Annotated in this window: 15 protein-coding genes and 1 tRNA gene; 5 read left to right on the top strand and 11 right to left on the bottom strand. The window is 43.2% G+C overall.

The window, feature by feature from the left end; translation table 11 throughout:
• Positions 1-40: 40 nt before the first annotated feature.
• The 3 genes from MHB82_RS09745 to MHB82_RS09735 form a co-directional block, all read right to left on the bottom strand.
• Positions 41-2,071 (bottom strand): YheC/YheD family protein, encoded by a 2,031-nt coding sequence (locus MHB82_RS09745; RefSeq protein ID WP_341174544.1) that lies wholly within the window; start codon positions 2,069-2,071, stop codon positions 41-43.
• Positions 2,072-2,204: 133 nt separating this feature from the next.
• Positions 2,205-3,770, bottom strand: a complete 1,566-nt coding sequence (locus MHB82_RS09740; RefSeq protein WP_341174543.1) for a class I adenylate-forming enzyme family protein — start codon at positions 3,768-3,770, stop codon at positions 2,205-2,207.
• A gap of 245 nt (positions 3,771-4,015) precedes the next feature.
• Positions 4,016-5,500 (bottom strand): amidase family protein, encoded by a 1,485-nt coding sequence (locus MHB82_RS09735; protein ID WP_341174542.1) that lies wholly within the window; start codon positions 5,498-5,500, stop codon positions 4,016-4,018.
• Between the two features lie 188 nt (positions 5,501-5,688).
• Here MHB82_RS09735 and MHB82_RS09730 point away from each other — a divergent pair, with 188 nt between their 5' ends.
• Complete coding sequence (locus MHB82_RS09730) at positions 5,689-7,191, top strand: hypothetical protein (protein ID WP_095358987.1); 1,503 nt, start codon at positions 5,689-5,691, stop codon at positions 7,189-7,191.
• 914 nt (positions 7,192-8,105) lie between these two features.
• Complete coding sequence (locus MHB82_RS09725; protein ID WP_341174541.1) at positions 8,106-9,320, top strand: helix-turn-helix domain-containing protein; 1,215 nt, start codon at positions 8,106-8,108, stop codon at positions 9,318-9,320.
• Positions 9,321-9,957: 637 nt separating this feature from the next.
• On the opposite strand, the gene MHB82_RS09720 is transcribed toward MHB82_RS09725, so the two are convergent.
• Both MHB82_RS09720 and MHB82_RS09715 read right to left on the bottom strand, forming a co-directional pair.
• Positions 9,958-10,431, bottom strand: a complete 474-nt coding sequence (locus MHB82_RS09720) for an NUDIX domain-containing protein (protein WP_341174540.1) — start codon at positions 10,429-10,431, stop codon at positions 9,958-9,960.
• 10 nt (positions 10,432-10,441) lie between these two features.
• Entirely contained in the window at positions 10,442-11,287 is an 846-nt protein-coding gene (locus tag MHB82_RS09715) for an AraC family transcriptional regulator (protein WP_341174539.1), read from the bottom strand.
• 241 nt (positions 11,288-11,528) lie between these two features.
• Here MHB82_RS09715 and MHB82_RS09710 point away from each other — a divergent pair, with 241 nt between their 5' ends.
• Positions 11,529-12,074: an RNA polymerase sigma factor gene (locus MHB82_RS09710; protein ID WP_341174538.1), complete on the top strand. Its 546-nt coding sequence runs from the start codon at positions 11,529-11,531 to the stop codon at positions 12,072-12,074.
• The gene (locus tag MHB82_RS09705) at positions 12,049-13,698 is read left to right on the top strand and encodes a DUF4179 domain-containing protein (RefSeq protein ID WP_341174537.1); all 1,650 of its coding nucleotides are present in this window, start codon (positions 12,049-12,051) and stop codon (positions 13,696-13,698) included. Before MHB82_RS09710 ends, MHB82_RS09705 begins: the two co-directional genes overlap by 26 nt.
• A gap of 207 nt (positions 13,699-13,905) precedes the next feature.
• Here the strand turns inward: MHB82_RS09705 and MHB82_RS09700 are convergent, their stop codons facing one another.
• From MHB82_RS09700 to nrdR, 4 genes are all read right to left on the bottom strand, one after another.
• Positions 13,906-14,427 (bottom strand): MarR family winged helix-turn-helix transcriptional regulator, encoded by a 522-nt coding sequence (locus MHB82_RS09700; RefSeq protein ID WP_095358993.1) that lies wholly within the window; start codon positions 14,425-14,427, stop codon positions 13,906-13,908.
• A gap of 48 nt (positions 14,428-14,475) precedes the next feature.
• Positions 14,476-15,285 carry an alpha/beta hydrolase gene (locus MHB82_RS09695; protein ID WP_341174536.1) on the bottom strand — a complete coding sequence of 270 codons (810 nt, stop codon included), beginning with the start codon at positions 15,283-15,285 and terminating at the stop codon, positions 14,476-14,478.
• Positions 15,286-15,581: 296 nt separating this feature from the next.
• Positions 15,582-15,654: transfer RNA gene (locus MHB82_RS09690), tRNA-Ala, on the bottom strand.
• A 185-nt stretch (positions 15,655-15,839) separates the two neighbouring features.
• A complete protein-coding gene (gene nrdR / locus MHB82_RS09685; protein WP_095288107.1) occupies positions 15,840-16,307 on the bottom strand; it encodes a transcriptional regulator NrdR in 468 nt (155 codons plus the stop codon).
• A gap of 113 nt (positions 16,308-16,420) precedes the next feature.
• On the opposite strand from nrdR, the gene MHB82_RS09680 reads away from it, so the two are divergent.
• Entirely contained in the window at positions 16,421-16,645 is a 225-nt protein-coding gene (locus MHB82_RS09680; protein ID WP_095288108.1) for an alpha/beta-type small acid-soluble spore protein, read from the top strand.
• Between the two features lie 155 nt (positions 16,646-16,800).
• On the opposite strand, the gene MHB82_RS09675 is transcribed toward MHB82_RS09680, so the two are convergent.
• Both MHB82_RS09675 and coaE read right to left on the bottom strand, forming a co-directional pair.
• Entirely contained in the window at positions 16,801-17,364 is a 564-nt protein-coding gene (locus MHB82_RS09675) for a lytic transglycosylase domain-containing protein (RefSeq protein ID WP_095358995.1), read from the bottom strand.
• Positions 17,361-17,957, bottom strand: coding sequence for a dephospho-CoA kinase (coaE, locus tag MHB82_RS09670; RefSeq protein ID WP_341174535.1), 597 nt, complete (start codon positions 17,955-17,957; stop codon positions 17,361-17,363). Before coaE ends, MHB82_RS09675 begins: the two co-directional genes overlap by 4 nt.
• Positions 17,958-17,961: the final 4 nt, after the last annotated feature.

Below are 17,961 nucleotides of genomic sequence, written 5' to 3'. Positions count from 1 at the left end.
AGGTTGTCGGGTACGAATTGAACTGGATTCAGATTGGAATTCATTGCAAAGAAAGGGCAAATGGCACTATATTCTGCGCAACTTCAAACTCTCTATGTGTTGATCCAATTTTGTTCATATTCGCTTCAAATAACCATACTTTGCATAAAGTGTCGATACCTATATCAATTCCTAATTCACATATGCGTTCCGATATATTGGCGGAAATATAATTGGCGATTCTCAATCCGAGCTGTTGGAGTGTGGCAAACATCGCTTCTTGCTTATCGGGATACTCATGCCTAGAGAGCCAGTCCCAGGTCGTAAACGCACGCAGAGATCCCGGATGATTGACCACCTTATGATCACTTTGCGTGGACAAAAAGGGACTTGCGGATAGGAATGACCATGCTCCTTCTCCGTTACGAACAAGATGAAGCCTTAGATGGAAAGGCAGGCCATTCTGCGTTTCACTTCGGATAAACTTTTGAATAAGATGACTGTTCTTAGCTGCGATCATCGTGATCAATTCGGTAAAGTCCTTCTCACTCATTAGGCAGTTATGCACGTGATCCTTAACGGTGTAACCACCTTCTTCCCTCTGAACAATGAGTATGTCTTCGCCAAACGAGCCTAAAGAGGGCTTGATGACAGAGGTACCATGCATGTCTATAAAAGCCAAAACCTCGTCGCTATGTTTCACCTCTTGATAAGGAATAAGATGCTCCAATAGCTCCGGATCCATTTGTATCATTTCATATATGTTTTTCTTGCTAAAGGATCCTCCTTTTCGTTCATCCGTGAAAGGTACATGTCTCAAGGCAGCATAGACGTTACCAAAATTCGCATTCCCACGCTCTTTCAGCCGGTCGTAAACCACATTCGGAAAAGGACAGTACCTTGCTTCCCACTCTCCATTCTGGTAGACGTATCCTTTAATAAACCGCCATTCCGCGTGCACGTCTGTTGGACCAAAATAATAGAACTCTGCATCATTCCACTTCGCAGCGTAAGCACAGGCCGCTGCGAGCGGTTTGTCTGCAGGGTCAGCTGTGAGCATGGCCACAACGGGACTCGGCACCATGCGTCCTGCACCGGCCACATATTGAGCATATTCAATCATATTTGCAGCGCGCTCTCGTTCATGAAACCTCGTTTGAGGACTTATATTCGATTCCAAAAACAATAACTTACCATCAGGTTTCACGATAAAATCCATGCCAAGCTCATCAATCAGAAAGGGATACGAACAATTGATTTGCTCTGCCATTCGAATCGACAGCTGTTCCATTTCCCGAATCTTCAGATCAGCCTCGTCCAAGAGCAGCTGCTGCAGCACATTTCTTGTATCCCCGGTACGGCCGCCTTTGCTTAAATTACTAATGACGGAATTCGGAGCCCCAATTCTTGGGTACACCTTGGTTGGCACCCACCCTCCTGTACCATTGCGCTGAATATGTACTCGGAAGTCCACAACCTCCTGCATTTCATTCATTAAAGGAACATAAGGTTGCATAATACTTGGACCTTGTGCCAGAACATCCTGCACATGCTTCTCCAGAGCAGAATAGTTCAGCTGACGCTCTGTAGCATGCTGACGGCATATGTAATTCTGATCCTCTTTCTTCACAGTAAAAATGGAATTACCTCTATGGCCCTGATTAGGCTTCACTATAATCTCGTTATGTTCATCCAAAAATGCCAGCAGCTCGTTTAGATCAAGCAGCCGCTCGGTTGGCACCATATGTTCTTGGAAGTGAGTCTCCAGTTTCTGCTGAATCTCGTACTTGCCGTGGATCAGAAATGTCGTAAAAGGAACTCTGCGGCGCAGCCAGTTCTCACTCTCAGGTCTGCTCTCAACCGGATCAGGTGCTTCATTCAAAATAACATCCGGGAGAGGCACCTTTTTCTCCATCCAGAAATCTCCTACCTGAAATTTCCCCTTGATGCTTTCCTGCTCCATATCAATGCTGCTCGCGTCAAAGAAAAATACGTCCACGCCCTGTCTCCAGCCCTCCCCAACGATCGCGCTGATACGTCTCTCGGGCAGCATCTGCAGAGGGTCGTTTTTGCAATATACACCGATTAACAACGAACCACCTCATATCCCAAAAATTCTAACGTCGATTATACAGGGCAGAGTTGAACATATTCTGAACACAGAAAGGGCGATCATCCACGTAGGTGAATGATCGCCCTATATATATTAGAGGTGGCTCCCTCTTCTAAAGATCTGTGCTTTTTCCCTCTGTTTTCCACGACAATAAGGACAGTTGCATGCGCAAACTTTTTTTGTCTACCTTATCCACAGCAGTTCGAGGCAGAGAATCGAGAATGCAGATCTTTGTTGGCCATTTATATCGGGCTAGCCTAGGTTCGCATAACGCCCACAATTGTTCCAGCTTTAAACTCCCCCCGTCACGTAGAACAATGCAAGCTACAAGTTCCTCCCCTTCACTGGAGAGAGGGATTCCGACAACCGCAACTTCCTTAACCTGTGCATGACCCACTAATACCTGTTCCACTTCAGGACAGAACACATTGGAACCGTTAATGATGACCATATCCTTAAGACGATCTAATACATACAGATATCCCTCACCATCAAGACAACCAACATCCCCCGTGTGAATCCATCCATTCTCTTTGATTTCATTTGTGATCTCTAGTTGACGCCAGTACCCCAACATCGTTTGGGCTCCACGAACTACAATCTCGCCAGACTCATTATCTGCTGCATCTTGTCCATCTTGAGTAACGATCCTTACCTCAAAAGCTTTTTCACCTTGTGCAGCTAGGTCGTTAGGACGGCCTACTGATCGTAGAACCATTAAATTATCCATATGACGTGTAGGTAGTAATCGACTAATAGCCATACCACATTCTGCTTGGGAATAGTTGTTGACAATTAATGCCTCTGTGAAATGTTCAACCGCTTTCTTCAAAGTATCTGGTGATATGACTGATCCTCCACACCCAATGACTTTAAGACTTGGCAAATCCCTACCCGTTGCGATTACCTCATTGATCAGGTCACGCAGCAATTGCCCGACCGTGCTTAGGTGCGAGATTAGTTCTCGATCCACTATCTCAACGATATGCTGGATATTCGCCGGATACTCATCAAGAAAGACCAGACAGCCGCCAGCAGCCATAGTCGCCCATAGTTGGAATTGGCCAACAAGGTGTGAAAGATTAAGTACCAGCACTCGGCGGTCTTGATCATATCCAAACCCCTTACTAGGCGTAAATTGGTTCCAAGCAGACATACCACGATGAGAATGCATTACTCCTTTGGGTCTGCCCGTTGTTCCTCCTGTATAAATCAATACAGCGATATCATCCAGTTGACGGTCAATAGCTTCAAAAGGAATAGGTGCTAGATCCTGATGTAAACTAGCTGTCATCGAATTAGAAACTGAACGTTCTTCAGTAGAATAAAGGATTGGCGGTTTCGAGAGAAGTTTTACAGCGGAATATGCTGCATCAGCAGAATAATTATCATGAACTAGAAATTTGGGTTCAGCATCTTCAAGAATAGCTATAATCTCTGGGACACTTAGTAACGGTGAAATCGCTGTCGGTATCGCACCCACTTCAACTGCTGCATAAATGCATACAACCAATTGAGGATCTGGATTACCGAGAAAAGCAAGACGATCTCCTGGCCGAAGACCATTCGCATAGAAGGCACGTCCAAGTTTTTCAACCAGATGATGCAGCTCACCATATGTGATCGTATGACCATGCCGCCTAAGTGCAGGAGCATTAGAAAACAAATGTGCTGCCATAGGTAATCGTTCGAATAGAAACATGATACCTCCCCTTAATCTGGTATGAGTACTAGGATTAAGGGAATCATATCATATTTCTAGAAATACTAAACATAACGTTTTTCAATGAGTCTCATCAACTTACCTGATAATGATTAACTCTCACTAGTCTTGTTAATCAATAAAACGGCAACCTGTTGTGGTTACCGTGTATGGGTGTTTTGCTGTATGTTAATTTCAGATATTTTGATTGTTCAAACGGATTAGAGCTCCTCGTTAGGCGCAAAACGATATTTAGTCGCTTGTTCATAGGCGTAAGCTATCCTGAAAAGGATCGGCTCACTGTAGGCGGTTCCGACAAATGTAATTCCCTGTGGCCCTTTGGTCGTATAACCATCTTCACCAATAATACCTGTGTCGACGTACTCGCCGGGAACAGTAATTACAGGATACCCAGCGCGTGCAGACAAATCGAGCCCTTCCTCGTTGCCCAGGAAGATCAATGCATCTAATTGATTCTCACGGATCGCGTGATCGATTCCTTGGTCCCGTGAAAGCTGACGATTAAGCTGCAAACTCTTGGCGTACTCCGGTTCAGACAAGGTACCACTTGTTTCATTCGACCAGATCAGCGTATCCTGTCCATATTTAAGCGCAGCATCAGCATTTTCCTCATTATAAGCGATAAGTTCATCTAACGTTTGAACGTAAGCACCGGAACCCGCTTTGGCCAAATAGTCATTTAACCCTTTTTTAAATTCATATCGCATCACGTCCCAGTCCCACTTCGCACTCTCACAGGGCAATGACACCGGGTCAATCATGATCGCTCCCTGTTCTCTGCATACACGGATGGCTCGTTCGATAACTTCTGCTCGTGCTTCATCCAGATCCTCATAGTAGAACCGCGGAACGCCGATTCTTGCTCCTTGCAGTCCGTTCGCATCCAGAAAGGGCGTATAATTTGTGTAGGCTTTCCGTCCTTTCTCGTGCATCGCCGCATCATCCGGATCCACTGCAGTCATTGCACCGAGCAAAAGGGCTGCATCTCTGACCGTACGTGTCATGGGGCCAGCTGAATCCTGGCTATAGGTGATGGGGATAATCCCTGTACGACTGACCAGACCGATCGTCGGCTTAAGGCCAACAAGGCTGTTTTGCGAGGCTGGACTTATAATTGAACCTGATGTTTCTGTCCCTATGGCGGCGGTACACAGATTGGCGGCCACGGCTGCTGCGGAGCCCGAACTCGATCCCCCAACGAACAGCTCTCCAGGACCGTAAGGATTCAACGTCTGTCCGCCCCTTGAGCTGTATCCGGACCACATGGTGCTCGACATGAAGTTTGCCCATTCCGTCATGTTTGCCTTTCCCAGAAATACGGCTCCAGCCGCTCTTAACTGTGCAGCCACCATTGAATCTGACTGTGCAATATGTTCCGCTAGCGCGACCGAACCCGCACTGGTATGCATGTGATCTCCTGTATCGATATTATCCTTGAGCAGGATGGGGATACCATGAAGCGGTCCTCGCACTCCCTGTTCCCTCCGCTCCGCGTCAAGCGCGATAGCTTCCTCTATTACATCCGGATTGACTTCGAGTACCGAATTCAGCTTGGGGTTGAGTCTCGCAATTCGCTCCAAATACCAACGAACGCAGACTTCTGATGATAACAATCCGGATTCCATCGCAGACTGCAGCGAAGTGATGTCTGCCTCTAGTAGAAGTTCATCTAATGATCTATCCATTTAATAGTCTCCCCTTTTGTCCAACTACTACTAATGGTTCGACGAAGCTGGCAGTTGTCCTCTAGCCTCATAGAATAGGAAATGGTTTATTTTCCTAAACTAAATCCTTTTCCATGATAATCCCTCCCCTAATGGATATGAAGTTATGATATATTTTTAAGGAGAAGTTTTTTTAAGGGAGAATGGTTATGGTTAAACTTTCGCTTTTTGCAATTACCAAGACAATTGAGTGCTTACCACCGAGAATTGTCGATCATCTATACATGTATGTATACAAGGAAACGACCAGCACCTCAAAAGAGACGTGGCTGTTTGAGCTAATCAAGGAACTCTTAATCCAAAATTTTGGATTTGATACGCCTCATCTGGAAGATCACGTTGAGATTCGGGATAAAAATTATCGCAAAAGACAACAGAGCAAAAAATATTGGCTTAAGAAATTTAAAGAGGAACTGGATTCGGTGCCAAACAATCCTGTTCTGATTGAGATTAGCTCTTGGAAACTTGCGCTGGAGCAAATGAAAGCATCGAATGCGGGGCTGGATATCGTTGCTGAATCCGAAAGATTGATTGGCGTAAAAGACCTGAATGATTTACCCGCTTTACGTTTGCAACAAATTAGTGAGTGGGCAACCACCAGCTCCACCTACCTCACGGACTATCGTTACTTGTCGAGTAAAAAAACCAATCAGATCAAAAAGGCCATCGAAACCGATCTGCACTTTATTGTGGCTGATATTATTGATAAACACGATCTAACCAATGCAGTGGATGTGCAGCCTCATGGCCTGATCGAAGATGTCGTTTTTGCCGAAAAATCAACAAACCTGAAGATTCGAATGGAATTAGACGAAATCACCAACAAACAAACCTATTTTGATGATTATGAGATCAGTGACAATGAGTTCCTGCGCACCATTATCAAGGTTGAGGATGGAGATTTCCTGCTCGCGGATAAGAGCCTTACGAAATCACTAGATGGTACTGATCGGGATATCATTTTCTATGTCCTTTCCCAAAAGGATGAATCCTTTTACACCGATCGAACGATTACGGTTGATATATCCAAGCTGGTCAGCAAAGCTTATAACTCTTCTGGGGTTAAAAACTACGTTGAAATTGAGAAAAGATTGCGTAAAATCAGGTCGTTTGGCTTCCAGGCCGTGATTAAGAAGAAGTCTGAAAAAGCAAGATCCGGTTCTGCCGACTGGTCCATATTTGACTCGGTTGTCATCAACTCCAATCCCAATGGCAGACGTTATGCCGAAATTGTTATCGGTACGTACTTCCACCAGCAATACATTAATCAACAGACCGTCAAAATCTATAGAGACAGCCTCAACTCCATTGAAGGAAACATCTCTAAGATTTTGGTCCATGCATTACAGAAGGAGCGTCTGGAGCGGTATGTACAAGGGAACCAATTCATCGATATCTTTCCGCTCAGCTATTTCTTGCGTAAAGTCCGAATGGACAAAAGAAAAACGGAACAAAACATGAAAAAGATCCAGGACGCGCTTGAGGAGTTCAAAAGCCTGAATTTCCTGATTGCCGATTATAAAAGACTTCATTCCTCTTTTGAGATCTCGTTTATTCCATTGACACATACGGAAATGCATGACTTTTTCGATCAAGCCGAGCCGCCTATTCAGCTTACCTTTCCTATACAGACTGAACTTATTGGAGAATGAACCTCATTCTCCAATTTTTTTTGCTTATGTAGGTTTTCTAGCAGCCCCATCTACCCTGATGATTAGAAATGTTAACTTTTTGTAGTGCTGCTTGATTGAATTTTTATTACTCATTTCTCGTACTGGCATTATATTATTACTTTTTTTTCGTACTTCATTTCGTAATAAAAATAAATATCCCACTACAACGCCATTCGTGCAATTCCCCCACATTATTTTATTACGAAAACAACGTACCTGATTTCATTTTCTTACTTTTTATTCGTACTTTAATTGATTATTCACAATATATAATGCTCTGAAAAGACGGTCTCATTTTTATTACGAAAAACTCGTACTTCGATTCGCTGTTTCAAGCTTTACGCTATAGGGTACCGACGTAAATATTAACGTAATTCTCACTTATTTTTCGTACTTTCTAATAATTATTACTCAAAACTCGTACCTTAATAAATTTATTACGAATTCCACGTACTAAAAAGACCAAAAAAAAGTTCTAGTTGTGTCGAGTACAACCTAAATGCAAGCTTGTAGCCCTATTTATAATTTTCTAACTTTTTTTTCGTACTATATGTATGGTCGTCAAATTACGTTTCATTCTTCATTTCTATTTTTATTACGCATTTCTCGTACTTTTCATGGTGTTCCCAATTAAATAGTCGGATGCTATAATCTATTTATAGTAAATGGAAAGCTAATAAAAATCTCTGTTAAAATAAAAAAAGAACCCAACGATATCGTTCTAATAAGTGGATAGTTTGGCGACTGACACTTATTAAAACCACGAAAAGTCGGGGTCTTGGTCTTGCTTCTTTTTTGATGTGTTCATTATAGCATGTCTTCTAAAAAAACAAAAGCCAAAACCCTTATTTTCCATACCCATTTTTACAGTTGGGAGTTAAGGAGAGGCGCAGATGAAACACCATCCTGATCTATTCGATGCACAGACCCTACATCATGATACTCGTTTGCTTTTCAAACTTAAACTCCTGCTGGGTACCGTTTGCGCATATGGCGGAGAAGTTCCTCTTTCTCAGACCGAACTCGCTAAACGAATGGGTACCTCCACTTATCGAATCCGAATTCTTCTCCACAAGTTAGAACACGAGGGTATTATTCACTACAATAACGCTGGTACATTGTTCTTTGACCGTTATATCTTTGTACGTGATCAAGCAGAAGTTTCACAGGAAACGCTCTATGCCAAAAATTTTGCCTTCTTTACATGCGATGAGTTTTTGTCTGAGGACCGAAATGTTCAACGCTTTGTGCTTCATTACGTTGGCAAAGAGCTTATCTACATTCCAGGCAATTTCCGCTGGGGTTACATCAATGATCTTTATGGGCCAACTGGACTTCTTAATATACGTACGCCAAAAGAAGCGATCACGATTCTTAAGAAGGCTTCCAAATATCTGAAAATCAAAATACATACTGAAAACTTCCAAGTACTGAACGTTCACTCCAAATGGATTGACATGGGTGAAATCTATTCTGAAGGTGCTGAGCTGTGGGTGACCAAACAGCTGATCAAGCATCGTTTTTGTTGTGACTTTATATCCCGGAAAGCGGTTTGGCAAATAGCAAAAGTCATGGAAGATTACTATGCGAAATTTGGATATGAGTATGCAACTGAGATTTTTGACCATGCTCTCTTTAGCATTCAAAATTATAAAAGACGGTCACAGACTTTCTTTAACATGATCTACAGGGAAGATTCGTCCTATATTGTGAATGAAGAAAAGAATGAACTGAATGAGATCAGTGCCTATTTTCGGTCCGTTATGGAATCAGCCGAGTTAAACTATGCGGTACAACTATCTGTGGAGCTTGAGCAGATCAAGCAGAAAAAACACATGGCGGAGACCAACCTCTCTGCCAATGATGAGATCTCCATGATGAATCAAGAACTAATTGAAGCAGCGCATAGCCAACAAGTTAAAGTGTGGGACAAACTTCGTCTCATCCATTCGTGCTGGCTTAATCGTTTCAGACAACATCCGGAATGGTTTATCCAGCATTATTACCGGATCAGAACTCTTCCAGCTCCAATTCTGGAGATCAAGATGGAAATTGAGAAGTATATGAATAGACAAAAAAATACTCGATCCCAAGCGCACATCGTCTAATTTCTATAGGATTAGATTTATTTGTGCATCCTTATCATTCATTTCAGTCTAACTTGTGTTGCAGTGGTTCTACGAATTAGTAGAATGACTGCTATTTGTTTTTTCTACTCTACCGTTAATACGAGCTTATAGTTGGATTTAGTTAGATTTGCACTTTCAATAGCGGAATAGAATTGATCTCATAACTTCCTGTGAATCCCAATTTCGCCACTAAAACTGTGGATAACGTTTTATCTCATGTGTTTTTGTAATATAGGTAATGTTTATATTGATTTTGTTCATTTGGATGCATAGATCATTAATGGGTATTTCAATTCATGTAGTGTTGGCTTGGCGTTTCCTGATGTGTACCTTAGCGTTATCATTTTGCATAAAAATAAGGGCTTTCCGTATCTAAATTTATCCAGATACAGAAGCCCTTATGGATCAAGCCTTTTGAGGCACTTTTGTTGCTTGTAAAAAGGTATTAATTAAAGGTGTTAATCTATGGTTTTAAAAAATGGTATTGAACTAAGATGTTGAAATAAGGTGTTGATGAAGGGTATTGAAAGGCTTTGGAACACCTCCATCTTCAAAATATTAGAAAACAACATTGAACGGTGTGAACTCCTCACGCTTCCCTAACTAGAGTAGAACCTTATTCGATATTATCCGTTGTTATACCATCCTTCAACGTACTTTCCCACCATATGGATGTATCTCCTCTGACAAGCTGTGGAATTAGCTTACGGAATGGATAAGGCTGCAAATGATGCCCAGCCAGCTCATACACAGACGCCCAATAGAATTCAATATGAGACTCGAGAGATACAGGAGATTGTAACACATCCAGTTCAGAGACTTTCACTCTAAAAACCTGGTTCATTTCGCAATGTAGCTCCTTATTTTTCTCCCACCGATGCTCTACTGATCCTAAATATCCATCGATGTAACATGACAACCCAAGCTCCTCTTCGATTTCTCTTTTTAGGGCATCCGGTGCGCTCTCACCAAATTCAATGTGACCTCCTGGCAAGAACGTATTTTGATGACCAATGGCATGGGCGAGCAGAACCTGATTCTGACTGATTATAATTCCCCTTGTCAGATGATGAAATTTCGAAGTTATCACCTTCACCCCCTTATTTAATCGGTATCCAGATTTGTGGCGCATGATGAGGACCTGCATAAACCTCTAATTCGGGTGTTCCGGCATGCTCGTAAGGATTAGATGGGAACCATTCGGAAACGATCTGTTTCCACAAGCTCTGTATGCTTTCAGGCATTGGGCCCTGAACTTCGAAAACACTCCATTTGGAAGCAGGAATGGTGATGGATGATAGTCCTTCAGGTGTTTCACCATCAAACGCCGTACCAATCCAGTATTCCATTTGCTTCTCTTCAATTTCGGTCTGATCTACACAGACTCCAAGTAATCCTCGTATGGCCCCATTATTCAGTTCTAATAAACGGTCTTCTGTCCCACTTGAATACGCTTCTTGCCACATCTTCGGGATTTCTCGTAAATTTTCTCCATCTGCATAAGAGTAAGCTTGCTTAATTCCAACTAACGAAAATTCAGCCTGTTCAACAATTTTATAATCCATCGGTTCCGCTCCTTTTAAACTTACTTGAATAGCCAAGCGATTATACGATTTAACTGAGGTGCTGCTTTTTCGTACCTCACTTGGTGCAACCCCATGCTGTCTGCGAAAAGCTTTGGAAAAAGATTCAGGAGTGTCATACCCGTATTTGTACGCTAGATCAATAATTTTCTGTTCACTCTGTACAAGTTCATGTGCTGCCAGTGTTAATCGTCTCCGCCGTATATATTCGAATACGGTAACATCTGTTAATAGCGTAAACGTACGTTGAAAATAAAAAGGCGAGATATGAGCCTGTGCTGCGATCTGCTCTATCGTTACATTTTCGAGTAGATGCTCTTCGATATACTGTATAGCCTTCTGCAACGATTCAATCCAGTTCATACGGTTGACCACTCCTTGATTTCTATAATAGAGGAATACTTGTTTTGCGGCCTGTCATTATTTGCTTTGATCTGTCCGGTCCGAGTCTTTTATGGTAACTGTTAATCTGTTCAACTCACGAGGAATCAACCATAATGGATTATCTTAACATGTTCTTTATCAAGAGACAGGATAAAAAAAGTGAATCATTTTCGGCGCTCACTTGTCTATTATATATCCCAACAAGAAAGGAGCAGCGGAAGTGACCGAGCACGAACTCTTCTATTCTTACAACAAAGATGTATATCGTACCTGCTTGTATATGCTCAAAAACATTCAGGATGCCGAGGATGTATGCCATGATGTGTTTGTAACTGTGTTTCGGCAGGACTGGAGAAATGTTACACACCTCAAGGCCTGGATTATGCGAATCGCCATGAATCATTGCCTCAACGTCATTCGTAAGAACAAAGTCAAAAATGACAAACAAGACCATCTACAGAAGCAGCATGAACACGAGGCTCTTACTAGAGATTTGGTCGATGGGATAGTTATAGCTAAGTTATCCTTCGCTGAATTGGAACAGCAATTGCGCCAATTGCCTGACAAGCTGCGAAGTGTTGTGACCCTGCGGTACATTGGTGATCTATCTGTTGCGGAAATCTCGAAAATCCTCAATATACGTCAGGGTACCGTTCGATCCAGATTGCACAAGGCTCTTAAATTAATGCGAAAGAAACTGGAGTACTACGAGAAGGTTAACATGAGAGGAGAGAACCGTTTTGAATACAGTAGAATCCAAAATTAAGAATCACATGAAACATTCAGATCACATTGAATATCCAGATTTTGATAAGATGTTTAACAGCATACAGATGGACGAGCTTCGGGTAGCAGATCAGCTCACGGAAAGATCGCAACGCGGTAAGACGAAAGTTGCTATTGTCCTGGGTGTCTCTATAGCGGTAATGGCAACTCCGGTATATGCAGCCTTTCAATATGATTGGAGTGATGTCCTATCCCATAAGTCTGGAATTGAATCAGCTCTCCAAGCGGGATATGGTCAGTCTATTGAACAAAGCGTCACAGCTCACGGAGTGACCTTAACGGTGCATAACGCTTTTGTGGATGATAACCGAACAGTCCTTCTCTATACGATTAAACCCGGCATGGAAACAGACGGAGCAGAAATCAGATATGATCAGATCGTTTTGAAAGACAGTGAGGGTACACCTATTGAAGGACACTATTATCAACAATGGAACGAAGAGCAAGGTGTGTATCAGGGATACTTCGAAACGGACTGGGTGATGTCAGAGAACCAATCCGATCTGCAATTCGCCATTACAGGTGTACGATATTTGCAAGACATTCAAGAGGACATTACACTCGATCCCAAGAACACGAATACTCAGAAATTTAATATACAGAAGGACGGAATCAAAACGGTAGAAGTACAGTCCTTCCAGCACACGGAAGATCAAATCATGATTCGTTCCAACGTGACTTTCACAGATGCGGAGTTGAAGGAACAGACTTGGGCCCGAATTACAGCTTATGATCCAAACGGGAACATGATTAAAGAAACGGAAAGCCCAGTCTACGGTATAGCAGGTGCAACCGGAGCATACTCCAGCACGCAAATTTTTAACGAGCAGCAGTTCAAAGAGAGAACAGATCATTTCACCTTCACCTATACACATGAGAAAGAGCGAACAGATGGAACTTGGAACGTCGATCTCTCCTTGTCTAAACAGCAGATGGAAACAGGGGCAGTCAAGAAAGAAATGGATATTCCACTGAATTCATTAGATGGAGAGGCTAGAATCAGTGGAGTAGTGGTGACACCAACCCAGGTTCGTTTAACTATTGATCACCAAAAAGACTACTACAGAATGCCATACCGGACTTATCAGTTGGAAGTGGACGGCAGAGTGTTGGAAGGATACGTTTCCCTCGAAGGCACGTTGAATCCTAACCAGACCGAACTGAGATTTGAACAGTCCGACTCGTCTGTCATAGATGTAAGTTCTGTGGCTAACAAACCCATAACCTTAATCGCGAAGGACCGCGTTGATGAGCATGCTGGTGACCAGACTTCTATTCGTCTAAAGGATATTTCGACTCAGCCACAAATGATAACAAGGGAGTACGAAGGGTTCCTTATCAACTGGACTTATTATCTCAAGGACGGTAACCTGTACGTCGGGTCGTCCAGCCCTGAGTCTACATTTGGCGGGATCAACCAAACGTATTTCCTTGATGCGGGAGAAAAGCAATACCTAACGCCGCTGTATTTCAACGACTCCGATAATAAACATATGGAAGTATTTCATGATTTTAAAGGTAAGAACATCGATCTATATGTATGGAATTATACAACTAAAGAGCCGGATGGAGAATTACGAATTCCACTTAATAGCACTAAATAGTAACCAAACCTTAACCAAGATGAAAAAACTATTGCGCAGAAAAATGCCCTTGTTCAAGGGCATTTTTCTTATTCCTATACTAAGCTGGTTAATTTAAAAAAGGGAATATCCCTTCAAGTTTAATACCTTGAAAGTTAATCCCCTTTTGTTAGGCTCAATCCATACAAGCTGAACTGAATGATACATGTACATCGATAACCCTAGAATTTAATCGCTGCCCGGATCAATTTTAATGAGTTTGCGCGGTTCCTGTTCCTTCTCACCATACCAAACCAGCACATCTGCGAACAGATCCATAATGCGAATAAAACTCTCCTTGTCGGCTGTTGAAATTTGGTCAGCATGCTTAAAGATATCGTCAAAGCAAAGCTCACGGACAAAATCAGTGTACTTTGCGTATACCTCGCGCCCTTTCGCCGAAGGTTTGACATAAATGTCTTTGCGGTTACCGCTTAAATGATATTTTTCGAGCAAGCCTTTTTCCGTCAGATTCTTCACATTCTTGGAGAATGTACTGCGGCTAACGCCCAAACGTGCGGCCATCTTTGACATTTTCTCCTCCTTATCCTCTGCTTCCAGAATGTATTCCAGGGTCTGGATCTGAGAGGCGGAGAACATCACGTCCGTACCATAGCTTCGCTGCAGCTTATAGGTGTTCGAGTATGCATTGCCGTATTTGATAATTTTCTCAATCAGGGTCCGATGGTCGCCCATCCAATCTAATTTCATGAGTAATCCCTTTCATTTTCAGATTCTCTTTCTTTTACTCTACTGAAATTAGATGTGTTTTTCAATCCATGTAATGGCTTCTTCTATGACTTCATGTCTAGTCGGTTCATTAAATATTTCATGCATGAGATGTGCATAGATCTTCAACGTTTTGTCAGTCGAGGCAATGTCTCCATAGAATTCACGTGAATCCTGCTCGCTCACCAACCCATCATTTGCTCCATGCAGAACGAGCACCGGGTCCACAAACTGCTTGGCATGTTCTTTTAACCACGCCACGCCGTTCCCTAGGCTATTAAAAAGATCCACAGAAATTTGTTTCTCTACCAGCGGATCACTCGCGTAAGCGGATACAACCTCAGGGTCACTGCATACGCCACTGCCAAGCTCATTCGGGATATACGTCCCTGTAGGAAGATCAAGCGGCAGTTCACCAGCAACCTTCGTATTGTAACGGGTAAGTGCTCCTGATAAAACAATGCCTTTGACCTTGCCTGGATATTTCGTGCCAAATGATGAGGTTGCAAATCCACCCATGCTATGTCCAATGACGAATACTGGGAGGTCACTGCTCTCTTGCAAAGCCCTCTCAACTACGACATTCACATCCTCGATGATTTGATGAAAATCACTGTAGAATGTACGCTTTCCTTCAGATCTCGCATGACCACGATGGTCGAATCGATATACGTTACAGCCTCGTTTGTTTAATTGCTTCGTTAACTCATCATAACGCCCGGCATGCTCGCAGAGTCCATGGACAATGAGCACCGCTGCCTTCGCATCTTCGGCTGTATCCTTGCTGAAATAAAGCTGTGTTCCGTCAAATGATTTAATCGTTGTCTCACTGTGGTTCATACTCATCCCATCCTTTTCATGGTGCTAAAGCATTCAAGAGATCACAACATTGAACCTTGAGCACATTTAGTAAGCATTGTCATGTCCACTCATCCAATAAAATTTAGTGTCTTATGAAGATTATATTGTTTCTTATAGAAACAATATAACATTAGCCTTTCGCTCTTGTCCATCAATCATTTAAGCGTTTACATAAAAATTTGGTGTAAGACAATATGAGCATTTTGGCTACAGACATGGGTAAAAGAAATTCATAAAAAGCAAAAAACCTCTTGGATACCAAGAGGTTTTCGGTATGGAGCCTAGGGGGATCGAACCCCTGACCTCATCGCTGCCAGCGATGCGCTCTCCCAGCTGAGCTAAGGCCCCACATTAATATATGTACTTGTCCGCTTCTGCGAAGTTTCACAGGCGACTCCTATATCATATAAAATGCAGCTTTAGCTGTCAATAACTTTTTCAGAACGCAAAGTGTTTGGAGAAGAACAACCTCTGTACAGACAAGAACACTCATTATTACAAGCGCAGACTGCTCTTCTCCCATAATCCACTTCTTAATCGTCGAGATCCTCTTTGGATAACAACGACTTCAGTTCTTTCATGAACATATTGATGTCTTTGAATTGGCGATACACGGAAGCGAACCGCACGTAGGCAACTTCATCAACCGGGAACAACTGCTCCATCAACAGCTCGCCAATCTGGCGGCTTTCCACTTCAGCTTCCGCAGTGTTGCGCAGTGACTTCTCCACCTCGGAAACCATCATCTCCAGCGTCTCTACAGAGACAGGACGTTTCTCACAAGCCCGGATAAGACCACGGAGAATTTTGTCGCGACTAAACTCTTCACGGCTGCCATCTTTCTTAATGACGATCAACGGGGTCTCTTCGACCATTTCAAATGTTGTAAAACGGCGGCTGCACTGCTCGCACTCACGACGACGGCGGATGGATTTTGATTCATTAGCAGGCCTAGAATCCAGCACTTTTGTACCTAGATAGGCGCAATAAGGACATTTCAACTCAGATCACTTCCCATGTTTTTCTTTTACCATAAATTCCCTGTCACTTCTAGTTATGAAAATCGCATTGAAGACACATAATACTTTTACCAACCGCGAGGAGGTGAACAGCAATGGCCCAAAACAGCAACGGTAACTCCAACAACTTGGTAGTAACTCGCGCTTCCGCAGCACTGGAGCAATTGAAATATGAAGTTGCTCAAGAACTCGGAATCAGCATCCCACAAGACGGATACCAAGGTAACATGACTTCTTACGAGAACGGTTCGATCGGTGGATACATCACGAAACGTCTGGTAACAATTGCAGAACAGCAATTGGCAGGTCAATACCAATAATATCTGCATTGTAATACGTTTAGACAGAGGAGCATGGAGCGGCCGGTGAATAACCGGCCTGCTCTGTGCTTCTACTATTAGATAAGACATACGATATCAAAATTCAAATCAAACCGATTGTACTCTAGACTACCGCATAATCCATGCAATTAGCATTAGAACGTATTATAGATCTTTACATACTGATTATAATAATAAATGACTCGTTGTACATAGTGCCGGGTTTCTCCAAAAGGAATATCTTTGACTGTCTCGAATGAGCCGTCCCAGACACCATCTCTGATCCATCCACTTACTTTGCCTGGTCCGGCATTGTAAGCGGCAATCATGGCCGTCTCATTGCCGTCAAACTGTTCTGAGAGGTTACGCAGGTACCATGTCCCAAGCTGAATGTTCCTGCCGGGTTCATGCTTCAGCTCCTCTAACGAGGTCCCGGGAATTTTGGCTTGCTCCATGATCCAGTTGGCCGTATCCGGCATCAGCTGCATCAGCCCGATGGCACCTCTTCTGGATTCCTTGCTTGTCTTGAAATTGGTTTCCACCTTGATGATGGAAGCGATAAGGAATGGGTCCACCTCATAGCTTTGAGACTGCGCACGAATCTCTTCCTTGTAATGAATCGGATAAAACCACGCCATCCAGTTTGTATTCAGGAACAGCACCAATACAAATGAAACAAACATCAACAGCAGTACCCGTTTCTTGCGCAGTAACTTCATATCAGACCCTTATGATGCAAAAATGAAATAACCTGCTGCTCCGTCTCCGACCATAAGCCGCTGTTGTCAATGACCACGTCAGCACGCTGCTTCTTATGTTCAATATCCATCTGCGCATTAATACGGGCGTCAGCCTGTTCCTCTGTCATACCATCCCGACTCATCAGCCGCTCGCGCTGCACAGATCTCGGGACGTAAACAACGATAACCTCATCAAATCCTTTTTCCAGACCGGATTCAAACAATAAAGGAATATCCGATACCACAAGCTTGTCCGGATAGGCCTGTTCATATGCAGCAGCACGTTCCCGCATCTCCTGGCGAATAGCCGGATGTGTGATTGCCTCGAGGGCTTTACGCTCATCGGGATTTTGAAACACAATGCTGCCCAGCTTTTTCCGGTCCAGTGTCCCGTCTTTATTTAATATGGCTTGTCCAAACCGCTGAACAGCGGCAGCCAAAACAGGATGCCCGGGCATCATGACCTCCCGGGCAATCACGTCTGCATCAATCAGCAGCGCTCCCTTACTGGCAAGAAGGGCGGAAACACTGCTCTTTCCCGTTGCGATCCCGCCGGTTAAGCCAATATTCATCGTT

Origin of the sequence: Paenibacillus sp. FSL K6-2862 (genome assembly GCF_038005125.1) — a bacterium.
GTDB lineage: Bacteria > Bacillota > Bacilli > Paenibacillales > Paenibacillaceae > Paenibacillus > Paenibacillus illinoisensis_A.
Note: the sequence above shows the minus strand (reverse complement) of the source record. Positions and strands in the feature narration are given on the sequence as shown.

Excerpts from the sequence above, each read along its gene's own strand:
- MHB82_RS09740 (WP_341174543.1), bottom strand. The coding sequence starts at position 3,770 with ATGGCAGCACATTTGTTTTCTAATGCTCCTGCACTTAGGCGGCATGGT.
- MHB82_RS09735 (WP_341174542.1), bottom strand. The coding sequence starts at position 5,500 with ATGGATAGATCATTAGATGAACTTCTACTAGAGGCAGACATCACTTCG.
- MHB82_RS09730 (WP_095358987.1), top strand. The coding sequence starts at position 5,689 with ATGGTTAAACTTTCGCTTTTTGCAATTACCAAGACAATTGAGTGCTTA.
- MHB82_RS09725 (WP_341174541.1), top strand. The coding sequence starts at position 8,106 with ATGAAACACCATCCTGATCTATTCGATGCACAGACCCTACATCATGAT.
- MHB82_RS09715 (WP_341174539.1), bottom strand. The coding sequence starts at position 11,287 with ATGAACTGGATTGAATCGTTGCAGAAGGCTATACAGTATATCGAAGAG.
- MHB82_RS09700 (WP_095358993.1), bottom strand. The coding sequence starts at position 14,427 with ATGAAATTAGATTGGATGGGCGACCATCGGACCCTGATTGAGAAAATT.
- MHB82_RS09695 (WP_341174536.1), bottom strand. The coding sequence starts at position 15,285 with ATGAACCACAGTGAGACAACGATTAAATCATTTGACGGAACACAGCTT.
- MHB82_RS09680 (WP_095288108.1), top strand. The coding sequence starts at position 16,421 with ATGGCCCAAAACAGCAACGGTAACTCCAACAACTTGGTAGTAACTCGC.
- MHB82_RS09675 (WP_095358995.1), bottom strand. The coding sequence starts at position 17,364 with ATGAAGTTACTGCGCAAGAAACGGGTACTGCTGTTGATGTTTGTTTCA.
- coaE (WP_341174535.1), bottom strand. The coding sequence starts at position 17,957 with ATGAATATTGGCTTAACCGGCGGGATCGCAACGGGAAAGAGCAGTGTT.